Source organism: Thermodiscus maritimus, from assembly GCF_055382595.1.
The window spans coordinates 280,642-304,667 of record NZ_AP042434.1 but is presented as its reverse complement, the minus strand read 5'-3'; the positions used below and the strand labels follow the sequence as shown (position 1 = coordinate 304,667).

Below are 24,026 nucleotides of genomic sequence, written 5' to 3'. Positions count from 1 at the left end.
GGTTTCTAGAGTTGGTGAAGATTGGCGCCGGGGGTGGGATTCGAACCCACGCCCCCCGTATGGGGGAACGGGTCTCAAGCCCGTCCCCTTGGTCCGCTCGGGCACCCCGGCGCCCGGTCCTAGCCCGATACTGGATGGGCAACGTCTATAGAAGTATTATCTGGCTACCCCTTTATTATTAACACGTCTACCGGGGACTTTTCAACTATTTTCTTAGTAATACTCCCTAGAATAAATCTTTCTAAACCAGAGAGCCTCCTTTTACCCAGCACTATTAGGTCGTAGCCCTCCTGGACAGCGAAATCTATTATAGTATCGGAAGGCTCTCCTACAACGACCTCCACAGTAACGTGCTCAACTCGCGTCTCTTTCTTCAATTCTTCAGCTAGTTCGCCTAGCCTCTTCCTGGAAGACTCGAGTAGGGGGGTAGTATCTATGATCTCCGGTGTCATCAATTCGCCTAGGAAGGCCGTTGGTGGGGGGATAACTGTTATCAGGGTGAGCTCCGCCCCACTATTCTTGGCGAGTTCAGCAGCCCTCCTAGCGGCTCTTAGGGAAGCATCGCTAAAATCTACGCCAACAAGTATCTTCTTATACATGTTAATCCATCCCTATATTATAGTATAGGGGCTGGTGGATATTAGTCTATGGACTACCTCCTTGTGCAAGAGACGGTATTAGGGCCAAATCCTAATACTTTCTGCTTGGATCCCTCTAGCGCCCGAGGGGTGGGAGAGGAAGAATCATAATCGCTTAATACTACTAGTAGTGATGCCCCGGATGTAGAGCGCCACGAAACCGAACCCCCTTCGCTGGGGGATGCGGATGGCTCGTGTTGCTGAAGGGGCGTAGGATTCATTGCGGGATGATGTAATCGAGGTAACCGGAGTAGGTGACGACGTTATCCCCGTCTGACCGTGCAGGGGTGGAGTGTGTTGGCGTGCAAAGCATACTCGGTGGCTACGATCTGGCTTCGCGAGGGGGTCCCGTGGACTAGGACCCTCCGTGAGCTGGCAAGTCACGGCAAGATTACGGCTAAAGACGAGATTAATCGCAGGATCGTGGTTGAAGTCCCACTGGTAAATATAGGTAGAGTAATAGAACTGATATCCCGTGTAGCCTCTGCTGAAGTCTTCGAGGTCAAAGTATCCTGTAGGGGGGATAAGGACCTCCCCAGTGAGGGAAGGTGGAGGATCATATCGCGAAAGCCAAGGCTAGTCGCCTACGGGATTATAAGGGGGAGGTATGTCTTCGCTGAGAAGATACGCGGCTCAACCATATTCAAACTTGGTAGGCGCTCCCGGGCAACTATACCGCCAAGCATCCTACCAGCATCCGCATTCCAGTTCTCGGGGAAAGAACTATTAGGAATAATCGAGGAACTGAACAGACTCGTCGAGATGCTATCCAGGTGATGCTTCATGCCGATAGCGGGGGCTGACTTCGTCATTGACGTGATAATAGCGCTGCTAGGCGGAGCATTAATAGGCTTAGAGAGGGAGAGGGCCCAGTTAAAGCCTTCTAAAGCCAGCCCTAAGACCAGCACAATGCCGGGTATGAGGAGCTTCGGCCTCCTAAGCATCTACGGGGCGGTGGCAGGGTATATTTCACAGAATCTCGCCGTGGAATTATATGGGGGGAGCTTTATCCTACCCCTCTCCTTCCTAGCCCTCATACTGATAGTGGTGGTTCACGCCTATACACGAATGGTTAAGCAGAGAGTACTCGGCATGACAACCTACCTGGTAATGTTCATCACATTCCTCGTGGGATTCCTAGCTGGCTTAGGCCTCCTCCTAGAATCGGCTTCACTAAGCGTTATCGTGACACTAGTCCTAGCATTAAAGTATCCGGCTGAGAGGCTCGCCTCTGAAATAAGCTATGGCGAGATCCTGGCAATGCTCGAGGTCGCCGCCATATCGCTAGTGATAGGCCCCATTGTCCACTCCTACTCTCAAGAGTCGGGATTAGACATAATCTACAAGGTATACGTATTCTTCGCCATTGTCCTCCTCCTATCATTCATAAGCTACGCGGCAGCAAAAATATGGGGCGGAAAAGGTATCCTATACGCCGCAGGCCTTGGGAGCCTCGTGAACAGCGAGGCAACTATTGGCGGGATCACACTACTTATAGGCGAGATCGAAGACAAGCGTTTAAGGAAGAACCTATTATCAGCAGCGGTCAAAATAATACTGGCAGTGCTGCAAATAAGGGCGGCCAGTCTAATACTCATTGCCCTATACATATTCACAGGAACCATTAGCACGGTAGCGGCGATGGCAACCCTGATTCTAATCCTAGTCCACCTCGCAATATCCCTGGGAAGGGTAAAATTAGAGGGAGAAAGCGAGAAGAGAATTATAACCCTCAAGAGCCCTCTCTCATGGTCCCTGGCGTTAAAGAGTGCTTTTGCCTACCTACTGCTAACCATTACTTTCCAGCTAATAGGGAGATTCCAAAACCTGCTACCTCTCGACATAGCTACACTAGGCATATCAGCCCTTGGAGGCCTAGTAAACGCGACGGCGACAATACTATCCCTGGCAACGGTCTATGGAGAGATACCTGCACGTTTGGCTCTATCCGGAATGTTCCTATCAATAGCAACAGCCTCGCTCAACAAGATCCTATATGCGGACATGTCGAAACTCTCGCGTGATGAAGCGTCACTCATACTCCGCTGGAGTATAATTGAATCGCTGTTCCCCCTTATTCTCAGCATACTAATCTATGCATACCCATAGCATATTAATAATAAAAATAACTTTAAAATTTAAAATTAATATACTCGCGGAGCCCTCATATTACCCCCACTCGCAGCGAATTAATAATAAAGTGCAGAATGAAACGAACCAAAATATGAAATGACAGCCACCAGTAATATTCAAGATACTTGCCAGTAGGGAAATTATGTTAAAAACTCATGGTGCGGGGGGTGGGATTTGAACCCACGCAGGCCTACGCCATCGGGTCCTAAGCCCGACCCCTTTGGCCAGGCTCGGGCACCCCCGCACCCGTCATTATAAGCTAGACTCGGCGGGGGGTGTTTAAGAGGATTACGCCTCTTCCCCCTCGTATTCCTCCCCCTCTTCTACCTCCTCAGCGGGGATGAGGGCTAGTATCTCTCTGACTACTTTCTGAGCCTCTCTCTTCTCAGCGTTTCTAGCATTACTGATTAACTCTGATACATGTCTTTCAATATACTCGTCTAAGTCTCCTTCGACCTCGACTGTTGTGCGCTTCAACACCATAGGAGTGGGGTCTGTTATAGCTCCACGGACTACTGCTGATCCATCTAGTGGTGTGACTAGAAGTGCTCCTACTCTAATGTTATTGTATAGCAGCTCGTATACAATGTCTCCCGTATCGGTTTCACCCAGCTTTCTAGCCTCGATCGCGATCTCGCCCCTCATGTATTCCTCTGCTTTTGCCAGGGATTCCTTTACCTTTGGCTCGATCTCCTCGTCGGGGATCCTCTTCCAAGCCTGTATCTGAAGCGTATCAAGCCTCCACACTATATTTGGTGGTTCAACATCGTATTCGATAGCTATCCTGACTACGTCGCCCTTGTCGATCATGAGCCTGTTGACGAGGATCTCGAATAACAGCCTGTTTAGTTCAGCAGCGGCTCTAGCTACATCGCTGTTTGACAGCTCTCCCTTCTTAATACTGTCTCTAAGCTGTGCGAATAGGACCCGTCTAACCTTATCGGCGTAGCCTCCCGCGATCACCAGCCCCGTTCTTAACGTGTATGAGGCCAACCACGATCACCCTAATACTAATATCATTCAACGTTATTAATTACCTTTGCGGAGTAAACTCCTCCAGCTTGATCGAGACTAACAATAAATCCTTCAAACCCGGTATTTTAACTCAGCCCGGTCCCGACAGGGCGTGGTGCCCTTGGGTGACGAGCCGACCACCGGAGGAGAGAGCCTCGAGGGGCGATGATCACGTGGAGAAACGCTGCTATAGTTGCAAATATTGGAGGCCCCACGTCCACTATCCCTTCATAGGCTACTGCGACCTCCACGGCAGACTAACTATGGAGGACTACTCCTGCGACAAGTGGGAGGAGTTAAAAATAAACGACCACGAATTCTACTGGTGCTCCACCTGCAAGACTAGAATAATTGGAGAAGAGGCAATTAGGCTTCGTGAGAAAGGTCATAGGGTGCATAGGGGTGCGTATATTGACCCAGATATTAGAGAGGAACTATATAGTGTGTTCTAGCACCCCTTTACATGAATGGAGTGGGTGAAGCGGTATTGAATGATCCCGAGTTACTATTCCTTATAGGAGGCCCACAGGGCGGCGGGATCGAATCCGCCGGTCAAATCGCCCTCAAATCACTAGTCCTCAAAGGATACGCGGTCATCGGAACACGGGACTATAAAAGCAACATTATGGGGGCCCACAGCTATTATACTATAAGAGCATCGTTCAGGAGGCCTGGAGCCATACACTTCCCAGTAGACGCTGCAGTAGCTCTTGACGCAGAGAGCCTATTAACGCACTTCAACGATGTAAGAGAGGGAGGTATACTAGTCTATGATTCCGGCTCGCTCAATACGAAGATAGACACTATACAGCCCATGGAGCAGGCGTTGAAGAATAGGCTGAAGAGCCTCTTCGCATCCAAAGGACTACCGCCCATAGCTGAGAGTGCAGCGAAGCTAGCGGAGGAGAATGGTGTTAAGCTTATAGGCTTACCCATGAGGGAACTCGTGAGGAAGCTGGCTGAGAGGACAGGTGCCAGCCTCACATCCGTTGCTAAGGCCGTTAACACTATGGGTGTAACTACACTACTCTACCTTATGGGTGTCGAGCCCTCCTTCATTGAGAAGGGGATAGCTAGTCATTTCGCGGCGAAGAAGAAGGTTGCAGACATAAACGTGGAGGCCGCAAAGCTCGCAGTAGAATATGTTGACTCTAACTTTGGAGGGCCTAAGGGGTTCCTCCCAGACGGTCCCAATACGGGGAAGAAGGTGATGCTAGCCACCGGCAACGATATGGTTGCTATGGGTAAGATCACCGGCGGCTTAACCTTCCAGAGCTACTACCCGATAACACCGGCAAGCGACGAGGCTATATACATGGAGAGGTTCAGGTACAACGAGCTCACAGAGGAGGCGAGGGAGAAGCTTGGGATACCCAAGCTGGGCACTGTAATAGTTCAGACCGAGGATGAGCTATCAGCGATAATGATGGCTATAGGCGCAGGCTCCGCGGGGGCACGGGCTGCAACCAGCACCAGCGGCCCCGGCTTCGCCCTCATGAATGAGGCCATAAGCCTCGCCATAATGGCGGAGGTACCCGTTGTATTAACGATTTGGATGAGGGGAGGCCCCAGCACAGGATTGCCAACAAAGGAGGGCCAGCAAGACCTCCTACACGCAATGTTCTCGGGCCACGGAGACAACCCCAAGATAGTCCTTGCTAGCGGAGACCATGTGGAGGCGTTCTACGACGCTGTGAAGGCACTCAACTGGGCGGAGAAGTATCAGACCCCAGTAATCCACCTGCTAGACAAGTACCTAGCCAGCACAACAACCTCCCTCTATCCTGAAGAGATAGACCCGTCTAGGGTAGTGATAGATAGAGGAGAGAGGCTGGAGGAGCCGCCGAGCGACTACAAGCGCTACAAGATAACCGAGAGCGGGATAAGCCCATTCGCCCCTATAGGCTCGAGGGAGATGATACTCACAGGCCTAGAGCACACTGAGGAGGGATTCCCCACAGAGGATCCCGTGGTAAGAGATGAGATGATGGCTAAGAGGAGGAGAAAATTCCAGACCATCGCCAAGGAGATCCCGCCAGAGGAGAAGGTGGTACTCCACGGGGACCCGGATGCTAAGATCACCCTAGTCTCCTGGGGCTCGACAAAGCCGATAATACTAGAAGCCCTCAAGCTACTAGAGGAGAAGGGAGTGAAGGCAAACTTCCTCCAGATCAGGCTCTTCTACCCGTTCCCCGCCAAGGAGGTCTTAGATGTCTTAACCAGGGCCGAGACCGTGATCAATATAGAGCAGAACGACCTCCTACAAGCCGCGTTCCTCATAAGAGGCTTCACAGGATTCAGCATTAAGCACCACGTGAAGAAGCTAAACGGGAGGCCCCTGTGGGACACGGAGGTGGCCCAGGCTGTTTTGGAGATCCTTGAGACTGGAAAGGAAGAGGTGGTGGTGAAGGGTGGCGCGTAGCTGGATGGATTATAAGACCCCTGCGTGGGTCCAGTGGTGCCCTGGATGTGGTAACTTCGGTATACTAGCAGCCCTGCAGAGGGCGTTTGCCGAGCTCGACATAGAGCCGAGCAAGCTCGCCGTAGTATCCGGTATTGGATGCTCAGGGAGATCCTGCTACTACATTAAGGGCTCTAACATGCACGTCCTCCATGGTAGAGCGATACCGGCGGCTACAGGGATCAAGCTAGCTAATCCAAGTCTAACAGTGGTGGCGCTCGGCGGAGACGGCGACATGCTGGGTATAGGTGTAGAGCACTTCGTATCAGTTGGGAGGAGGAACATAGACATAACAGTGATCGTACATGATAACTCAGTATACGGGCTGACCAAGGGCCAAGCGGGCCCCACTCTACCGGCTTGGGTGCAGACGAAGGCCCTCCCAGGCCCCAACCTGCACGACAACATTAATCCAGTCCTCCTAGCCTTCGCCAGCGGCTACACTTTCATAGCCAGAGGATACGCCTATCACGTGGAGCAGACCAAGGAGCTGATAAAGCAGGCGATTGAGCACAAGGGGACGAGCCTAGTCCAAATACTACAACCATGCCCCACATACAACAATATCATGACCAAGCGCTGGTATGAGGAGAGGATATACTACCTGCACGAGGAGGAGCCCGACTGGGATCCGCTTGTATCAACCTACGACGAGTATCTAGAGAAGATGCCGAGGATACTCCTAAAGCTAGTCGAGTGGGGCGACAAGATACCGCTTGGAGTATTCTATAGGAACATAGCAAAAGACACCTTCGAGGACAGGCTCAGCAAGATAATACTAAACTATAGAGAGATGCCGCCAGGCAAGAGGCCTGTGCACGTCGACGGGAAGCCACTAGTAAATCCATGGGATATATTCAAGGAGAAGGTCCTAGAAGCATAGCGCATCTAAACCCTCAAACCCTCCTATTTTAACACAATGGGAGCGGTAAGTATGCCTAGAAAGCTGAGCGACTACTTCGACGACGCGAAGAGGGGTACTCCTGTAAGCCAGCGTAGGATTGACGAGAAGGATATAAAAAGGATAGTGGAGTTAACAGTAGCAGAATTCCTCCAGCCCATACTGGGAGAGCTGAACGAGCTAAAGGAGGCAGTGAAACGGGTTGAGGAGAAGCTAGAGAGGATAGAGGAGCGCCTAGATAAGAGCGTGGAGTCAGCAGGCAGGGGAGGACACAGTCCCAGCACCCGCGTGAGGGATCCTCTAGCAAAGAAGGTTCTAGAAGCAGTCGAGAAGGAGAGGTGCATATACGCCAGCACATCGAGGTCGAAGCTTAAGATAAGCGGCTATACACTCCTAGATGTTGCAAGAAGGCTGGGATTGGAGATAATTGACCTGGAAGGCGACTACTGCGTAATGTCCAGGCAAGGCTATGAGGAATTCAGGCGGAAGCTCTCAGAGGTCAAGACGAGTGACCCGGAGGAGGCGGCTAACAAGATGGGCATATACAGGGACCTCTTCACTAGGCTTAGAAGGGCGGGTACAGTATACTTCGACGCCTCAACGAAACAGTGGAGGCTACTAAAATAACCCTCCTTTCACTCCGCACTCCAAACAGGGTGCTATAATGGGCTACCGCCTATACGCCGACAATAGGGGAGTGCCGGGCGGAGTAGTAATAGTGTATTTGTCGGACGACGATGTAGTGGGAAGGGTAGAGAGGGACGAGGAGAAAGGAATAGTTTTGAGGGTCCCCGAAATCCTCTCTGAAGGAACCCTTGTAGGTGAGGAGGAGGCGCTGGAAGCGATTATGAAGGCGGACGTAGCAGTACTCTATGGGAAGCGGATCGTTGAACTAGCCGTAGAGAAGGGACTGGTTGCTAAAGACTCTATTCTATGGGTTAATGGTCTCCCACACGTTCAAGTATTCAAGTTCCCCTACTAGCCGAGTTAACCCACGCTGTACTGGAAGGAGGATCCTCCCGCCTCGCTATGGCTTTATAGAGCACGGTATGCTGGTTGACTATACGGGAGATAACACATCTTATAATTGTAGGAGGAGAATCCTACACAGTTATGGAATACCCTTGGTGAACGAGTATGGGAGACATAGTTGTACTCGTAAAGCCAGCGCTCAACCCCGACATGGTTAGATCTAAGCCTGACGGAACAGTCGACCTCGACGCAATCCCGTTAAAGCTCGACGACATCGACGCCAACGCACTCTTCGAGGCACAGAACCTCAAGAAGGCTCTTGGAGGAAAGGTCGCAGCCATACTAGTCTTGACCTGGGGGCCTTCAAGTAAGAGGTCCAAGGACCTTAGGATGGTTGCGCAGGAGGCCCTTGCTAGGGGGGCTGACGAGGCCCACATAGTTGCTGACGACTCAATCATCCCGGGCGATCCATTAACAACTGCCTCAGCAGTGATAGCTACTATTAAGAAGGCCGGGCTCAACCCGGACCTCATACTTGTAGCTGAGGCTTCAATAGATCAAACCACAGGGCAGATCGCGGGCAGAGTCGCAGGCATGCTTGGGCTCCCATTCATAAGCTTCGCGAGGAAGCTAGAGGTTAAGGATGGAAAGATCATAGCGGAGAGGGATCTAGAGGAGCACGTGGAAGTAGTCGAGGCCCCGATGCCTGCAGTTGTAAGCGTGACCCAGGAGATCAACGAGCCCAGGCCTCCCACACTCATACAGATTAGGAGGGCGGGCAAGAAGCCCCAGAACTACTATACTGTAGCTGACCTAGAAGGCGTCGTGAAGCCCGTTAAGGAGGGGCTGGAGTACAAGATACTCACCGTCTCGAGAAAGCAGGTGATAATTGAGGGCGACACTCTCGAGGAGATCGCTGAGAAGCTGATCGAGGCCCTCGAGAAGGAGGGTGTCCTCAAGTAGGAGGGGGTGAATGGGTATGGTGAAGGCGCTCATAGTTGGATCCAGTATACCCGAGATCAAGGAGTCTCTTGGAGCAGTCTCCCAGGCAGGGGAGAAGGTTATCCTAGCTTATGGGAATGCTGCGGAGGACGAGCAGCTACAGCAGCTGGGATTCAAAGTCTATAGGCTCAAATCCAGCCACCCCGACCATATAGTGGCGGCGGTTGAGAAGGTCTACGACGAGTTCAAGCCGGACATCGTGATTGGATGGATAACCAAGAACAACAGGGCTGCACTCTCATACTTCGCTGGAAAACGCGGTCTTCCAATGCCTACGGATGTGACAAGCCTCGAGATCAAAGAGGACTCTATAATATACACGAGGGGATTCCTCAGCGAGAGGGCCATAGCTAAGGAGAAGGTACCCCTACCCGCTATAGTATTGATCAACCAGAAGGTCTTCAAGCCCTTCGAGCAGGCCGGTCAGGCTGAGATAGTTGACCTGACTCCAGCCGGAGAGACTGTGAAGCTAGTTGAGGTAAAGAAGAAGGTTCTCAGCGGAATTAATCTGGAGGAGGCAGAGATAATAGTTGGCGTAGGGAGAGGATTTAAGAAGAAGGAGGACCTAGAACTAGCATTCAAGCTCGCAGAACTCCTAGGAGCACAGGTAGGAGCTTCAAGGCCAATAGCTGCCGACTACAAGTGGCTGCCAGAAGACGCTTGGATAGGTATAAGCGGTAAGAGGGTCTCCCCCAAACTCTATATAGCAATAGGCATAAGCGGGGCCCCACAGCACATGGCGGGAGTAATGAACTCAAAGATAATAGTAGCAGTCAACAAGGACAAGACTGCCCCGATATTCAAGCAGGCAGACTATGGGGTTGTCGCCGACCTATACCAGTTCCTACCAGTACTGATAAAGAAGCTGGAGGAGAGGAGGAAGTAGCGATACACTTAGACCCAACACCAAACCTATTATCCATTAATACCAATCAGCCCCCAGTTCTTTTTCAACCCGGGTTCCAGGGGTGGTCGAAGCATCCAGCGTGGCATGCCAGCCAATACCCGGGTTAACCATTACACTCCTAGCAATACTACTACTCGTACTCTTCCTACCATTCAAGTCCAAGAAGGTTGAGGAGAACCTAGAGCCCTTCTTCCTCCTAATGGGAATAATAGCGATTACAGCCAACTACCTCTTCGGAGAGACCACTATTCAAGAAATCCATATGGTGGCGAAGAAGGCTCTCATAACACCAGTATCCATATCTGGGATGCCAATCGGAATAACACAGGTTGTCTTCATATTCGGCCTCCTATTCTACTACTTCCACAAATGGATCTACCGAGGCCTCGATGCCATGATCAAGAAGATAGGATTCACCGCGTTCGCATTCGTTATAGTCCTATTCTTCGGGCTAACATCAAGCATAATCTCTGTAATAGTAACGGCGGTAATACTAGCTGAGCTCGCGGCAGCCCTGAAAATGGAGAGGGCTGCAAAGGTAGAGTTCGTTGTACTTGCCTCCTTCGCTGTAGGATTAGGGGCAGCACTCACACCGGTGGGAGAGCCTCTCAGCACCATAGTTGTTTCCAAGCTGGAAGAGAGCTTCGACTACCTCCTAAGAATACTTGGAGTCTACGTTATCTCTGGAGTAATCCTGGTAGCAGCTTACACCGCATACAAGATTAAGCGGGGAGGAGTTAGAATCTACGGTGTCGAAGCGACCTACGGAGAGAGCCTGAGAAGCGTGATAGAGAGGACCATACGCGTATACATCTTCGTAGCCGCCTTAGAATTGCTGGGGCACAGCTTCTCATACCTAGCCTACTGCTACTTCAGCAAGATACCTCCATGGGCCCTGTACTGGCTCAACACCATAAGCGCAGTAGTCGATAATGCAACACTAGCAGCGGCTGAGATCAACAAAGCCCTCACAGTCGAGCAGATAAGGAGTGCATTAATGAGCCTCCTCATATCCGGTGGAATGCTGATACCAGGAAACATACCAAACATAGTTGCAGCAGGGAGGCTTAAGATAACGAGTAGGGAATGGGCGAGGATAGGGGTCCCATTCGGCATAGTCCTGTTAATCATCTACTTCATATTGATAGAAGTGTTAGGGCTGCATATAAGCATCTACGCTACAATATCTGGTTGGTGGCTGGGTTGAAAATGAGACCTTTAGAGAGGATCCTAGTCCCCCTGGACCTATCCCCTGTGAGCGACAAGCAAGTAGAGCTGGCTGCGAGCATCGCTAAGAGATATAGGAGCGACATGATACTCTTCCACGCAATAGACTCAGCCATACTAGAACACGTTGCAGCCGGCTTTGACCCAGAAAAGATAATCTCCAATATGGAGGCAGAGGCCAGGAAGAAGCTTGAAGCATACCGGGAAAAGCTGGAATCAGAGGGCATCAATGCGGAGGTATACGAGGAGATCCCCATCGCTGACCCGGCTATTGCTATAAATGAGGCTTCATCTAGAGTCAGTGCCAGCGAGATACTACTATTAAAGAAGGGGTGGCATGTAAAAAGGTTCACCCTGATTGGTGGAACCGCTGTTGAACTAGTAAAAATCGCGAAGATTCCAATACTACTATTCCACGTCCTCTACAGGGAGAGAGAGAGCTCTGTCGAGGTCCATGGAGGACCCGACTTCGCTAAGAAGATAGTTATGGCGGTAGACAGGAATACAACGGAGAACTTCATAGACTATATCAAGGAGCTCTCAACCATAGCGAACACCGAGGAGCTGATAATACTGCACGTCCAAGAGCATGAAGAATCAGAGGACGAAGCTAATAGTCTTGGTGGAAGGGTATATGAGCGCCTACAAGATGCAGGAATACATGTGAAGAGAGCGATCCTTCAGAACGGTAAGATAGGAAGGCTCATAATAAAGTTCGCCGAGTCCATGGGAGCCTCGCTGGCAGTAGGGAGGACTGTGAAAAAGAGCTTAATAGAATGGTTCCTGGGAAGCACATTAGATCATATTATATCATACTCTATGCAGCCCGTAATTATATATCCTATACGCCATATATCGGAGTAGATGGGCCGGTGAGGAGAGCATAAAGGACTGAAATGTGATTGAAGGGTGCAAGCACCGAGGCATCTAACACGGAGCAAGAGGCTCCCGCAGCCTTCCACTTTTCCCTGTAGGGGTTGGTAGGATGCGATAGATTTTTACGTGGGCATTGGTAAGACAACACCTGGTGCTGGATACCGTGTCCACTGAGAAGGGATTGGCAGTAGTAGCTTATACAGCTATCATTATAGCAATAATTGGCTTGTCAATAGCGGGGTACATGTTCTATAAAGCGTCGAACGAGATAAGCAAAACGAACGAGAAACTGTCGGAGATATCCGAAAAGCTCACAGCCCTAAACAAGACACAGGCGGAGCAAAACGCGAAGTTAGAGAGCTATTCCCAGCTAGCCGAGGCCATTAAAAATATAAACGAGAGCCTTAAGAACGTGGCGTCCGCCCAGGACCTAGTCAAGATAGCTGAAGAGATAACCCTCCTTAAATCATCTATCAACCAGAGCCAGAAGGATCTCATAGAGCAGATCACCAAGCTGGAGGAGAAGGTTAAGTCTTTGGAGGACAAGATCCTCTTCCCCGCAACCATAATAGATGGGAGCGGTGATGAGGTACTCATACCATCCAAGCCGGAAAGAATAGTATCGCTAGCCCCATCAGTTACCGAGATCCTCTATTATGTCAACGCTACTGACAGGCTTGTCGGTGTGGACTCCTACAGTGACTACCCAGAGTGGGTGGCTGAGGCGAGGAATAATGGAAGCCTAGTCGATGTAGGAGGCTTCTTCAATCCAAGTGTTGAAGCAATCCTCTCAGCACAACCAGACCTCGTCATTGGCGTAGCAGGGGTGACTGCACACCAGCAGGTAAAGCAAATACTTAAAGCATATGGGATCCCAGTTATCCTCCTACCCCAGAGTAGCCTCAACGACATAAAGAAATCACTCTTAATTGTTGGGAGAGCCACAGGCAACATCGAGGAGGCAGTTAAAGCCGCGATGCAGTTCGAATCAGACCTCTCCAGAATAAAGCTCGCAAACTACACATCTACTCCAAAGGTCGCCCTAATAGTATGGCTAAACCCAATCTGGGTCACAGGAAACAACACCTTCCAATCAGAGGCAATCTATTGGGCCGGAGGGGTTAACGTGTTCGCCAACTACACGGGGTGGGGGACAATAAGCGCAGAGCAGCTGCTTGAAGCATCACCCGACATAATAATAGGGGTTGGTGTAAACAAGACAGCAATAATAAGCCTCCTCGAGGAGGAGCTGGGCGACTCTGCAAATCAGATCCCCGCCATAGCCAATGATAGGGTATACTGTATAGGATACCCGTACAGCGACATGCTGAACAGGCCAAGCCCGAGGATAATCAATGCTATAGTAGTACTCCAACTCATAATACACCCTGAAGTATATGGGTACACGCCGAGCACTGTTCCGTCATGTATTAACTCTACATCCCTGCCGAGTGTTCCAAGCGTTCCATCGGTTCCATCCTAGGATATGGTGGAATAATGAATAAAGTAATAATATTATTTTTAATATTATCTTTGCTTGTTCTCTTCACAGGGTCCCTCCTAATAGGACCCTACCACAAAGTCACACTCTCAGACATCATAAACTTCTTCACCACCGGCGGAATTAAAGGGAAAGCGGGGATCATAAGGTATAGGCTGATCAGAACACTAGCTGCCACGATACTTGGAGCCGGTCTAGCATCATCTGGGCTTACGATGCAGTACGCCCTCAGGAACCCCCTTGCAGATCCCTTCCTACTAGGAGTCTCCTCCGGCGCTGCTCTAGGGGTGGTGATTGCCCTCGTAGTATATGGGAACGCGAACCCCCTTTTCATATACGCTATCGCAATGTTATTCGGAGTCTCAACCTTCTTCATAGTCATAGGGATAGGGGCTCGAAGCGGGGGGACCCCTACGGCTATAATAGTGGCTGGGGTATCGGTCAGCTACGCCATAACTGGAATAATTATTATGATTATGACAAAATATATTAACAGGATAAACGTGACATACATGTGGCTGTTCGGCACAGTAGCGTATACGCTCCTAAAAACCCTAACATACAGCACCATCATCCTAGTAGGGGGCTTAGTACCACTCTACATGTTATCAAAGAGGATCTACACGCTCATACTCGGAGACGACGTGAGCGAGAGCATGGGGGTCAACGTAAAGAGAACTAGGTACACTGCACTCATACTATCAGCCATAATAGCATCGGCAATGGTGGCGTTAGCTGGTCCAGTCGGCTTTATAGGGCTAGCAGCACCATGGCTCGCTCGACTCTTAGCAGGTAACGAGTTCGGCAGGACTCTAACAGTGTCAATGCTTATGGGAGTAATTCTCGCACTTATCTCGGATATGGCGATAAGGATAGCATCCCCCAGCCAGGAGATGCCACTCACAGCATTCACAGCCCTCTTCGGAGGCCCCCTCCTCTTCTACCTCTCCAGGAAATCCGGGTGGTAAAAGGTGACTCCCGGAATCCTCGTTGTTGAAAACCTGAATGTCACGATAGAGGGGAGGAGGATAGTATCAAACGTAAACCTCCAACTAGGGCCTGGAGTCCACAGTATAGTCGGGCCAAACGGGGCAGGGAAAACCACGCTCCTAAAATCCATACTAGGGCTAATACCCACATCCGGCCGAATAGTGTATGACGGTAGGAGACTGGATCCTGCAGAGGCAGCCTATTCCCCTGCTACTCCAATCGTTGACCAATTAGCTCTCGTAGAAGACGTGCTTAGGGCAGGAGTATACAATTCGAGGGGAGGTTTCGAAGATGCAGTCTCATATCTAAGAAGACTAGGGCTTCAAAGCTACATTAGGAGAAGATACTCGTCCCTCAGCAGTGGAGAGCAGAGGCTGGTATGGATCGCGAGGACCCTGGGGAGGAGAGCAAGACTAGTACTACTTGACGAGCCACTCTCCTTCCTAGACGTTAGGAACCAGTCAATAGTACTAAGGATGCTGAGAGAGTATTCTCGCATCAACAATGCAGTCGTGATCCTTACTACACATGAGATACACTATATCTGGTATTTTGATACTGTCAGCGTAATGAACATGGGCCGCATACTCTACACTGGCCCCCCTGAAGGGCTCGACAAAGAGGTGTTAGAGGAAACGTATGGTGTGGAGCTAAGGTATGTTAAAGTTAATGGCATGTCATTTTATGTTCCATTTATCGAGGGGGATTAAGCTCGTTGTATCAAGCCCTTCTCTATCAGAGATGATATCGTCAGCCAACATGTGAGCTTATCCGTCGCGGTCCCTAATAATCGTAGGAAGTCCTGGGTCTTAGCGAACAAATATAATGACGTACCACCATCCTTCTTAACTGCATCCGGCAACTCAGCCTTTAGCCTTTCAAGGTCCGCCATCACGCCCTTCAGGATCTCAACGTCCCCGCTTCTCAGGGCATTTGAGAGTTTCTCGATTACATCTATCAATGTTTCAGTTATTTCTATAATAATGTTTGATATATTAGATGGTTGATACATGCTAAGAGTCTCGATGGTGTCTAGAGCTATTTGGCTCATAAGATATGCTAGGAGTGATAGGGAGGGGGCAAGGAGGCTGTTACCTGTCTTCTCCATCCTCCCTGGAGGAGTATAGGGGGACTGATAAGCGGTTCTAACTATAGCATAGTAGTTCTTGGAGATCTCATTACCCAGCATCTTGGCATCGTTGAGGAGACTGCTTAACTTATCCTGGTTGCGGATGACCTTAAGTATAGTTCTCATTAGGAGGACTAGATCCCTATATATGGACCATAGCATTGATGATATATTCTCCTCTGTATCGATGAGTACTTTGACTTTTATTCTATTATCTCCTAGGCATGTTGCCCTAACCCCTAACAGGTTGGAGGCTCTTGTAATGATCTTGTTTATAGTTGACACATCGAGGTTGTTGGCTCCAAGTACTGCATCCGTGAAGCCTAGTATATAGAGGCATAGTGGGACTTCGGATATTAGAATATCATTTTCTAGTTTTTTTAACTCGATGAAGTGTTTCCCTTTTTCTTGTGGTCTCTTAGTTGGAGGGAGTATGCGGATCTCGTCGCCTTCTATAATCATTGTAACCTTATCTCCAGGATTAATATTGACTTTTTTAACCCATTTTTTGGGTAATGTGACTATTAATGAGCTCGTGCCCAGCCTCTGGACTCTCCTCTCCTCGATGTTCGACTCCACACTCGCACACCCCCTAGGAATTGGTATATATGGAGGAGTTTATACGTATATGTTTGAGAGAGGGTATATTTGTATCGAGCCACTATCTAGGTATGATTAAAATATGAAGAATACTAAAGCTGTTGGGGATTATCGTGTCAACCCCGCCCCCCTACGAGCCGGTAGCAACCCCTGTATAGTGTTGTGCTTAAGAAGATCCGCGGAAAGTAAGGGGCTAGAGGTGTTACGAGCTGCTGGGATATGGAGGTAGAGCCCTGCTATCAAAGCCGAAAATGGCGGCAGGGTGTAATCTGTGCTTCGCCGGAGTAAAGGCAGTTATATTTGTGACAGGGCTATGCGACGACCACTGCTACTACTGCCCCGTCAACCGGAACAGACTGGGCCACAACGTCTTCTACGTCAATGAGACCCCAGTCTCATCTATAGAGGATGTAGTGGTTGAAGTAGCGAGGAGCGGGGCTGAGGGAGCTAGCCTCACGGGAGGGGACCCTCTAGCAAGGTACAGTAGGACTCTAGCGGTGATACAGACGCTTAAAGAGTGGTTCGGGAGCAGGTTCCACATACATCTCTACACTAGCGGGAGATATGCTACTAGGGAGGTTCTAGTCGAGCTAGACAGGGCCGGGCTCGACGAGATAAGATTCCATCCCACACTTGAGTGGTTTGTGGATAGAATAAGTGTGGCGAAGAAGTACACCTCTATGGATGTAGGGCTCGAGATACCCATCGCGCCAAACCTTGTTGAATGGGCTAAAAGAATCATGAAGGAGGCTGATGCTAGAGGCGTGGACTTCATAAACCTGAATGAGATGGAGTTCGTCGAGCCTAATGCTAGGGCGCTCCTTCAACGGGGTCTGCGAGAATCTAGGAGGAGGCCGTTCACTGTGAAGGGGGCCTATGAAGCCGCGGTGGAGCTAGTGGAGTGGGCTGAGGAGAATATCCGGGCGCCGGTCCACTTCTGCCCAGCATCCTTTAAGGACGCGGTACAGACGAGGAATAGGCTTAGGAGAACAGCTCTAGTTGATAAGAAATGGTATGAAAGCGTAACCCCGACGGGGACAGTAGTATACACTCGAATACATAGAGATGGGGGATGCGAGAGAATAGAGGCATATCCTACTCCGAGCAGAGAGCCTATTGTAAGCGTTGAACAAATAGAGTGTGACGGGGCTAATACTGATTAGGCTGTAAACCCAGAGAATCGCCTGGTGGGAGCAGAGTAATGAAGACTCCGAGGCCTCCTAGGGGGTTCCGCGACTTCCCCCCAGACGTGATGATACTGAGAAAGGAGTTATTCTCCAAACTAGAACGCGTATTCCAGAGATATGGGTTTGACCCGATAGACACCCCCGCCCTAGAGTACTGGGAGACTCTAGCAGGGAAATATGGCGAGGAGGCAGAGAACAGGCTTATCTGGAGATTCCAGGATCCATGGAGTGGGCGGGAGTACACGCTAAGATATGATCTAACAGTCCCCCTAGCCCGCTTCATAGCTAGCCACAGGGATCAGCCAATGCCCTTCAAAAGATACCACATAGGCCCGGTTTGGAGGCACGAAGAGCCCCAGAAGGGCAGGTATAGGGAGTTCTACCAGTGCGACGCGGACATAGTCGGTAGCCCCTACCCAGAGGCAGACGCGGAGATCATAGAGTTAACCATTGACGCCTTGAAAGCACTTGGATTCAAGGAGGGGTTCAGGGTTAGGATAAATGATCGGAGGCTCCTCCGGGGAATATTCGAGCAGGAACTGGGGATAACTGATCCCCTCCCAGTATACAGGGCTATAGACAAGCTGGACAAGATAGGGCTTGAGGGTGTAGAAGCCGAGCTTAGGAAGATCGGGCTGCGAGACGACACGATAGATAAGATAAAGAACATTATAGGGTTTAGGGGAGAGCCGGATGAGTCCTTGCAATGGATTGAGGAGAAGTATAGTGGGAACAAGCTTGTGTCCGAGGCAATAGAGCACCTCAACTCCATAATCGAGCTGGTAGGAGGAGACGGCCCAGTCGAGATCGACCTAAGCCTGGTAAGGGGGTTAGACTACTACACGGGACCCATAGTCGAGGTGGTACTAGACAGGCCAAGGATCGGGAGCGTAGCGGGAGGCGGGAGATATGATAACCTCATTGGAATGTTCACAGGCCAGCCGACTCCAGCCACTGGAGTGAGCATTGGTATCGAGAGGATAATAGATGCAGGCATTGAGCTGGGAATCTACTCGCTCTCGAAGAAGACGCTAACACAGGCCCAGGTCATAGTACTGGATCACAACTACTATTCCTATGCATGGAGAGTGGCCAGTCGCCTGCGAGAAGCCGGAGTTAATACGAGAATAGACCTCTCAAGGTCGAGCCAGAAGGCGCAGCGTAAAAAGGCGAAGAGGCTGGGAATAAGATACCTGATCTTTATAGGTGAAAAAGAGGCGGTTAATGGAAAAGTAACAGTCTATGACTCCGTAACCGGGGAGCGCCGTGAAGTAGAGTTTGAGAGAATAGAGATGATATTATAGTGTGGATTATCGGTCGAAGTAATTAGTGTTGTTTACTAAAATAATATTATATTAAATTATTTTCATATTGAAAGTGGGAATCTTAAATAATGGAAGCCCCTACGTAGGGTAGCGGTGAAGTTCTAGTGGCTAAAAGGAACTATGTATTATGGTTGGAGGAAATCGATAAGTCACTTCACGAAAAAGTCGGTGGGAAAGCAGTTGGGCTAGGCGAGCTCATCAAGGCTGGGATACCCGTCCCTCCAGGCTTCGTAGTTACTTCTGATGCTTACAAGGACTTCATATACGAGACGGGGATAGCCGGGTTTATCAAGCATGTTCTAGAAGAAGTCATAATAAGTGGGAAGCCCGAGGAGTACGAGAAGGCCAGCGAGCTTATAAGGTCGAAATTCGTTAGGACGCCGATGCCCCACAAGATAAGGGAAGCGATCGAGGCCGCTTACAAGGAGCTAGCCCGGAGAGTCGGAGTAGAGGCTCCGAGGGTAGCTGTGAGAAGCAGCGCTACAGTGGAAGATCTGCCCGAAGCCAGCTTCGCGGGCCAGCAGGATACCTACCTAAACGTTCAAGGAGTAGAGGAGGTAATAGAGCACGTGAAGAGAGCCTGGGGTAGCCTGTGGACGGCTAGGGCCCTCAGCTACAGGGACTCTCTCAACGTATCCCACGAGCAAGCGTACATGGCTGTTGTAGTCCAGAAGATGGTTAATAGTAGGAGTAGTGGGGTATTATTCACAATCCACCCAGTAACAGGGGATGAAGACAAGATCGTCATAGAGAGCGCTTGGGGCCTGGGAGAGTTCGTGGTTGCAGGCATTGTTACACCCGATTCATTCACGGTTGATAAGGAAACCCTAGAGATCGTGGAGAAGAGGATATCGAGGAAGGAGAAGGCTCTATTCTACGATCCAAGGAGCAGGATGAACGTCGAGATAAAACTACCGGAGAACGATGAGGAGCTCGAAGAGTTGAAAGCGAAACACCCTGAAATAGCCGAGATGATCGAGAAGTACGCCATGTTCCCAGAGGCCCAGTCGATAACAGATGAGGAGGTTAAACAGATCGCCGCATTTGCTAAAAAAGTGGAAGAACACTTCGGCACCCACGTAGACATAGAGTGGGCTATAGACGCGGACATAGGCTCGCCCGAGGGCATATTCCTCGTTCAAGCGAGGCCTGAGACTGTATGGAGCAAGAAGAAGAGCGCTGAAAAAGCAAAGGAAGAGTTAGCGGAGACCGTAAAGGAAGGAGAGGTCCTGGTAAGGGGTGTGCCAGCTAGTCCAGGAGTAGCATCGGGCAAGGTTAAGGTGGCCCTTACAGTAGAGGAGGCCGCTAAGAAGATGGAGAAGGGAGACATCCTTGTAACAAAGATGACCGATCCTGACTGGGTTCCGTATATGAAGCTAGCCTCTGCCATAGTAACGGATGAGGGTGGAATGACCGCCCACGCAGCTATTGTAGCCAGAGAGCTGGGTATACCGGCAGTGGTTGGAACAGGTAACGCCACCAGCGTTCTAAAAGACAACCAGGTGGTAACAGTAGACGGCTCCAGGGGAGTAGTGTATAGTGGTATACTCAAGGCAGAGGAGGAGGAGAAGCCAGCGGCCCCCACAGCGCTCCCGGCAGAAATACTGGTAAACCTATACCCCGTCACCGCAACCAAGATCTACATGAACCTAGGCCAGCCAGACGAGATCGACAGGTACAAGGACCTCCCCTTCGACGGAATAGGCCTGATGAGGATCGAGTTCATAATATCTAGCTGGATAAGATACCATCCACTCTACCTCATAGAGCAGGGGAGAGGAGTATACTTCGTCGACAAGCTAGCAGAGGGCATTGCTAAGGTTGCGTCGGCAATATACCCGAGGCCAGTGGTAGTGAGGTTCAGCGACTTCAAGACAAACGAGTACAAGAGGCTGATAGGCGGGGAGAAATATGAAGACCTAGAAGAGAGGAACCCGATGATAGGCTGGAGAGGAGTCTCACGATACATTACGCCAAAGTTCGAGCCAGCCTTCAGGCTAGAGGTTAGAGCCATCAAGAAGGTGAGGGAAGAGTGGAACCTAAACAACGTCTGGGTAATGTTCCCCTTCGTAAGGACCACGTGGGAGCTTGAGAAGGCGCTGAAGATACTAGAGGATGAAGAGCTATACAGGGGGAGAGACTTCAAGGTATGGATAATGGTCGAGGTGCCAAGCACAGTACTCCTCGCTGACGAATTCGCGAAAATGGTCGACGGCTTCAGCATAGGTAGCAACGACCTCACACAGCTGACGCTGGGAGCAGACAGGGACAGCGCCCTCCTAGCGAAGCTGGGATACTTCGATGAGAGGGACCCCGCAGTACTAAAAGCTATCAAGATGATAATAAACGCCGCGCACAGAAACAATATAACAGCCAGTATATGTGGACAGGCCCCAAGCGTCTACCCCGAGCTAGTAGAATTCCTAGTTAGGAACGGGATAGACAGTATAAGCGTGAACCCAGACGCTGTTATAAGGACGAGGAGGCTGGTAGCGAGTATTGAGAAGCGAATCCTGCTAGAAGGGCTCCGCAGTGATAGATAAATAGCCAGCTCATACTATCTTTACATAATCCTCTTCTTTCGGAGTGAATTCACCTTTTTCTCTGAGTGCTTCCAAAACCTCGATAACCTCCTCAGGGCCGCCGTTAACGAATAATATACCAATTTTATATTTCTCTATTAAATGACCTAGGAACAAGTATGCTGAAGTAAGTAGTTTTCCTCCTGGAGAATAATATATTATCACAATTTTACCTTCATCCATATTCACGTGCTTTAAAGCTTTCTCGAAGATTTTCAAGCTCTCAAGACCCGTGAGGGTTCTCTTATAACCTAAGGGTAGAAGTAGGATGACGAATCTCTGTAACTTCACCCTAATGATTATAATGTCGTCAGAGTGTATTATCTCGTAGTTGTATCCGTGTAGTGTGTCAAGGAGCTGCCTGGCTACCTCCTTGGCTGATTCTCTATCAATACCAGTACGCTCCATGACATTAAGCTTCACATCACCAGCACTAATCTTATCTATTATAGTCTCGTATTCCTCCTCGCTGTACACACTTCTCCCCCACCCATTAGCATTGCTGGGCAAGAATAATGAAATTATAGCGGAATAACTTCCACCAAACCCCCTCCGCCCCCAATAAAATAGGCTAGACAAAGTGGGGAGAAGGTTGAAGAGAAGGGGACTAAGCGAGATTATCGGCGGGATGATAGTTCTTCTTGTACTGGTGTCGGCTGCATTGACTGTTAGCGTCACGCTATCAAGCTCTCTCGAGAGAGCCGACGACTACTTTACAGGTAAAATGGAGACGCTATTGGATCAATCAAATCCCCCTATAATATTACCTTATATTATAGAGGAGAATGGTACAAGAGTTCTTCGAGTATACATCTCTCCAGTAGGGTATGGCGAAGACACCACTGTATATGTTCTATCAAAAAATTATACTATAGTTAAGAGGTTAAAAGCAAGCGTTAACTACATCAACGCATCACTTGTCGAAGACTATGATTGCTCTCCCGTCTACATCCTTGTCGAGAGCTCCTCCGGGGCTCTCTATGCATACAATGCTCTGAGGGACCCTCGAATAACACAAGCAGGGGGTAACTTTGATTTAAAAGATCCTAGGCTATTCACATGTAATATCTCTCTTGAAGATACGAGTTCACAAACGCCGAGAGAGGGCTCAGGGGACCTATTCACCGGATTTCCACTTATAGGTTTAAATTATCCACAAATAATATCGGGTATACCTATAAAAATAGGTAGAATATATAATTTAACAATGTCCGGGTGGGCCCTGATCTTCGACAATGGCTCAAAGGCGTGTAGTATCACCATCAAGTACGGAGATGATACCTGGATAACAAGGTCATGCTCCTATAGTGTTGAAATAGCGAGAAATATTAGATATTCATTATCAATTAATATAAATACAACAAATAAGACAGTATACGGGTACTTGGAAGTAACACCTAGATCACCCGGCACCTTAATAGAAGCAAAAGTATACTCGAGGCTAACAGGAAACCACGTCTATTATACGAAAGTCCCACACTACTACACGTATGGCTCCCTAGAAGACACCTACCTCCCAATAATATACGGTCCCATAGTAACAGGGCAAGTATACTCTAAAACAGCAGTAATCCCAAACGGCTACTCTTACAAGGTAGTGCAAACAGCCAATTCCACCGCTCAGGTTGCCAGTACGGGTCCAATCCTAATCTTCTTATCGACTAATAAATTAAAGTATTTCACATTCAATATGAAGATTAATGTCGAGATAACTAAAATTATAATCCCAATAACCAATACACAAACATACAAGTTAGGCATAACGAAGAAACTAACTATAATCACTCATCCATTACTAAAAGTTAAACCAGCGGACTTTCTAGCAGAAGCGATAAACTCAATAAAGAATGAAGACTGGAACCTAGCACATCCACAGATCAAGATAACTCACAAGGGCACCACGCGCTTCATTACCATTGAGCCCAACACCATATTAAGAATATACAACAAGGATCCATTCAATGCAAGCATAACTATTATGGGAGGATACAATATCGACCCGATATCCTCCTATCAAATAACAGAGAAAGAATACAATTCCGGGTCCAAGCACGGCTACATTGTGACAGGATACACCGTTTCAAAGCCTATTCCCCTAGCCAGCCACCTACCATACATTATAGAAATAAAATATAATTATAATATAAAATACTTGATAGCGGGAAGCGATTACAAGCAAGAGATCCTTATAGCAAACCTAACATTCCCAGGCGAAGAGCAAGAATGGATACTATACACGTATGGAGCCCACTACATAGATCTAACTTCTATAAAGGCTAGTCTGGGCTGCGTGATTGAAGCTTCAAGTAGTGGGAGCTACATTCCCTCTACAGCGATAAATTCGACTGCCGTATGCTCTTCAAGCGAACTCGACATAGAGCCTCAAAGCCTGTACTTAATAATTTTAGCCAGCTATACTGGAGACCAGTTTATTCCAGCAGGCCTTGCCTACAGGCTCTTATGGAATAGCTAAATAATACTATTTATTTTATAGTTAATAGACCAGGAAAATCCCAGGGTTATCCGGGGGAGGAAAGCCTAGAGAGGAGGCTTAATCCTTAAATAGAGACTTCAAGCATGC

General features: G+C 49.2%; 22 protein-coding genes and 2 tRNA genes. 18 read left to right on the top strand and 6 right to left on the bottom strand.

Annotated features, from left to right (window positions below; all coding sequences use genetic code 11):
- Positions 1–22: 22 nt before the first annotated feature.
- Both ACZ47H_RS01595 and ACZ47H_RS01590 read right to left on the bottom strand, forming a co-directional pair.
- Positions 23–111 (bottom strand) — tRNA-Ser (locus tag ACZ47H_RS01595).
- Between the two features lie 53 nt (positions 112–164).
- Positions 165–599: a universal stress protein gene (locus ACZ47H_RS01590; RefSeq protein ID WP_464933474.1), complete on the bottom strand. Its 435-nt coding sequence runs from the start codon at positions 597–599 to the stop codon at positions 165–167.
- A 336-nt stretch (positions 600–935) separates the two neighbouring features.
- On the opposite strand from ACZ47H_RS01590, the gene ACZ47H_RS01585 reads away from it, so the two are divergent.
- Entirely contained in the window at positions 936–1,415 is a 480-nt protein-coding gene (locus ACZ47H_RS01585) for a hypothetical protein (protein WP_464933473.1), read from the top strand.
- A 6-nt stretch (positions 1,416–1,421) separates the two neighbouring features.
- Entirely contained in the window at positions 1,422–2,747 is a 1,326-nt protein-coding gene (locus ACZ47H_RS01580) for a DUF4010 domain-containing protein (RefSeq protein ID WP_464933472.1), read from the top strand.
- A gap of 180 nt (positions 2,748–2,927) precedes the next feature.
- Here ACZ47H_RS01580 and ACZ47H_RS01575 read toward each other — a convergent pair.
- Positions 2,928–3,015: transfer RNA gene (locus ACZ47H_RS01575), tRNA-Leu, on the bottom strand.
- Positions 3,016–3,059: 44 nt separating this feature from the next.
- Entirely contained in the window at positions 3,060–3,764 is a 705-nt protein-coding gene (locus ACZ47H_RS01570; protein ID WP_464933471.1) for a DUF2258 domain-containing protein, read from the bottom strand.
- 146 nt (positions 3,765–3,910) lie between these two features.
- Between ACZ47H_RS01570 and ACZ47H_RS01565 the strand changes: the two genes are divergently transcribed.
- The 12 genes from ACZ47H_RS01565 to ACZ47H_RS01510 all read left to right on the top strand — a co-directional run bounded on the left by ACZ47H_RS01565 (position 3,911) and on the right by ACZ47H_RS01510 (position 15,332).
- Complete coding sequence (locus ACZ47H_RS01565; RefSeq protein WP_464933470.1) at positions 3,911–4,237, top strand: hypothetical protein; 327 nt, start codon at positions 3,911–3,913, stop codon at positions 4,235–4,237.
- 35 nt (positions 4,238–4,272) lie between these two features.
- Positions 4,273–6,207 (top strand): 2-oxoacid:acceptor oxidoreductase subunit alpha, encoded by a 1,935-nt coding sequence (locus tag ACZ47H_RS01560; RefSeq protein WP_464933469.1) that lies wholly within the window; start codon positions 4,273–4,275, stop codon positions 6,205–6,207.
- 4 nt (positions 6,208–6,211) lie between these two features.
- Positions 6,212–7,129 (top strand): 2-oxoacid:ferredoxin oxidoreductase subunit beta, encoded by a 918-nt coding sequence (locus ACZ47H_RS01555; RefSeq protein WP_464933912.1) that lies wholly within the window; start codon positions 6,212–6,214, stop codon positions 7,127–7,129.
- Between the two features lie 51 nt (positions 7,130–7,180).
- Positions 7,181–7,774, top strand: a complete 594-nt coding sequence (locus ACZ47H_RS01550) for a hypothetical protein (protein WP_464933468.1) — start codon at positions 7,181–7,183, stop codon at positions 7,772–7,774.
- Between the two features lie 37 nt (positions 7,775–7,811).
- On the top strand, positions 7,812–8,129 hold the full coding sequence (locus ACZ47H_RS01545; protein WP_464933467.1) for a DUF424 family protein: 318 nt from the start codon (positions 7,812–7,814) through the stop codon (positions 8,127–8,129).
- Positions 8,130–8,284: 155 nt separating this feature from the next.
- Positions 8,285–9,082, top strand: a complete 798-nt coding sequence (locus tag ACZ47H_RS01540) for an electron transfer flavoprotein subunit beta/FixA family protein (protein WP_464933466.1) — start codon at positions 8,285–8,287, stop codon at positions 9,080–9,082.
- Positions 9,083–9,098: 16 nt separating this feature from the next.
- Positions 9,099–10,007 carry an electron transfer flavoprotein subunit alpha/FixB family protein gene (locus tag ACZ47H_RS01535; protein WP_464933465.1) on the top strand — a complete coding sequence of 303 codons (909 nt, stop codon included), beginning with the start codon at positions 9,099–9,101 and terminating at the stop codon, positions 10,005–10,007.
- 82 nt (positions 10,008–10,089) lie between these two features.
- A complete protein-coding gene (locus tag ACZ47H_RS01530; RefSeq protein ID WP_464933464.1) occupies positions 10,090–11,235 on the top strand; it encodes a DUF1646 family protein in 1,146 nt (381 codons plus the stop codon).
- A 2-nt stretch (positions 11,236–11,237) separates the two neighbouring features.
- Entirely contained in the window at positions 11,238–12,119 is an 882-nt protein-coding gene (locus tag ACZ47H_RS01525; RefSeq protein ID WP_464933911.1) for a universal stress protein, read from the top strand.
- Between the two features lie 175 nt (positions 12,120–12,294).
- Positions 12,295–13,614: a helical backbone metal receptor gene (locus ACZ47H_RS01520; protein WP_464933463.1), complete on the top strand. Its 1,320-nt coding sequence runs from the start codon at positions 12,295–12,297 to the stop codon at positions 13,612–13,614.
- A 14-nt stretch (positions 13,615–13,628) separates the two neighbouring features.
- Positions 13,629–14,600 (top strand): FecCD family ABC transporter permease, encoded by a 972-nt coding sequence (locus ACZ47H_RS01515; protein ID WP_464933462.1) that lies wholly within the window; start codon positions 13,629–13,631, stop codon positions 14,598–14,600.
- A 3-nt stretch (positions 14,601–14,603) separates the two neighbouring features.
- Positions 14,604–15,332 carry an ABC transporter ATP-binding protein gene (locus ACZ47H_RS01510; RefSeq protein ID WP_464933461.1) on the top strand — a complete coding sequence of 243 codons (729 nt, stop codon included), beginning with the start codon at positions 14,604–14,606 and terminating at the stop codon, positions 15,330–15,332.
- Here the strand turns inward: ACZ47H_RS01510 and ACZ47H_RS01505 are convergent.
- The gene (locus ACZ47H_RS01505) at positions 15,329–16,330 is read right to left on the bottom strand and encodes an AbrB/MazE/SpoVT family DNA-binding domain-containing protein (protein WP_464933460.1); all 1,002 of its coding nucleotides are present in this window, start codon (positions 16,328–16,330) and stop codon (positions 15,329–15,331) included. The two genes, ACZ47H_RS01510 and ACZ47H_RS01505, sit on opposite strands and share 4 nt — an antisense overlap.
- Before the next feature lie 272 nt (positions 16,331–16,602).
- Here ACZ47H_RS01505 and ACZ47H_RS01500 point away from each other — a divergent pair, with 272 nt between their 5' ends.
- From ACZ47H_RS01500 to ppsA, 3 genes are all read left to right on the top strand, one after another.
- A complete protein-coding gene (locus ACZ47H_RS01500) occupies positions 16,603–17,514 on the top strand; it encodes a radical SAM protein (protein ID WP_464933459.1) in 912 nt (303 codons plus the stop codon).
- A 38-nt stretch (positions 17,515–17,552) separates the two neighbouring features.
- Entirely contained in the window at positions 17,553–18,842 is a 1,290-nt protein-coding gene (gene hisS / locus ACZ47H_RS01495) for a histidine--tRNA ligase (RefSeq protein ID WP_464933458.1), read from the top strand.
- A gap of 125 nt (positions 18,843–18,967) precedes the next feature.
- Entirely contained in the window at positions 18,968–21,406 is a 2,439-nt protein-coding gene (gene ppsA, locus ACZ47H_RS01490; protein ID WP_464933457.1) for a pyruvate, water dikinase, read from the top strand.
- Positions 21,407–21,415: 9 nt separating this feature from the next.
- On the opposite strand, the gene ACZ47H_RS01485 is transcribed toward ppsA, so the two are convergent.
- Positions 21,416–21,922: a hypothetical protein gene (locus ACZ47H_RS01485; protein WP_464933456.1), complete on the bottom strand. Its 507-nt coding sequence runs from the start codon at positions 21,920–21,922 to the stop codon at positions 21,416–21,418.
- 115 nt (positions 21,923–22,037) lie between these two features.
- On the opposite strand from ACZ47H_RS01485, the gene ACZ47H_RS01480 reads away from it, so the two are divergent.
- Positions 22,038–23,918, top strand: a complete 1,881-nt coding sequence (locus ACZ47H_RS01480) for a hypothetical protein (protein WP_464933455.1) — start codon at positions 22,038–22,040, stop codon at positions 23,916–23,918.
- Positions 23,919–24,026: the final 108 nt, after the last annotated feature.

Bases quoted from the DNA above. Each gene is read 5' to 3' on its own strand.
- ACZ47H_RS01580 (WP_464933472.1), top strand. From the start codon at position 1,422: ATGCCGATAGCGGGGGCTGACTTCGTCATTGACGTGATAATAGCGCTG.
- ACZ47H_RS01500 (WP_464933459.1), top strand. From the start codon at position 16,603: ATGGCGGCAGGGTGTAATCTGTGCTTCGCCGGAGTAAAGGCAGTTATA.
- ACZ47H_RS01515 (WP_464933462.1), top strand. From the start codon at position 13,629: ATGAATAAAGTAATAATATTATTTTTAATATTATCTTTGCTTGTTCTC.
- ACZ47H_RS01545 (WP_464933467.1), top strand. From the start codon at position 7,812: ATGGGCTACCGCCTATACGCCGACAATAGGGGAGTGCCGGGCGGAGTA.
- ACZ47H_RS01555 (WP_464933912.1), top strand. From the start codon at position 6,212: ATGGATTATAAGACCCCTGCGTGGGTCCAGTGGTGCCCTGGATGTGGT.
- ACZ47H_RS01540 (WP_464933466.1), top strand. From the start codon at position 8,285: ATGGGAGACATAGTTGTACTCGTAAAGCCAGCGCTCAACCCCGACATG.
- ACZ47H_RS01550 (WP_464933468.1), top strand. From the start codon at position 7,181: ATGCCTAGAAAGCTGAGCGACTACTTCGACGACGCGAAGAGGGGTACT.
- hisS (WP_464933458.1), top strand. From the start codon at position 17,553: ATGAAGACTCCGAGGCCTCCTAGGGGGTTCCGCGACTTCCCCCCAGAC.
- ACZ47H_RS01590 (WP_464933474.1), bottom strand. From the start codon at position 599: ATGTATAAGAAGATACTTGTTGGCGTAGATTTTAGCGATGCTTCCCTA.
- ACZ47H_RS01535 (WP_464933465.1), top strand. From the start codon at position 9,099: ATGGTGAAGGCGCTCATAGTTGGATCCAGTATACCCGAGATCAAGGAG.
- ACZ47H_RS01525 (WP_464933911.1), top strand. From the start codon at position 11,238: ATGAGACCTTTAGAGAGGATCCTAGTCCCCCTGGACCTATCCCCTGTG.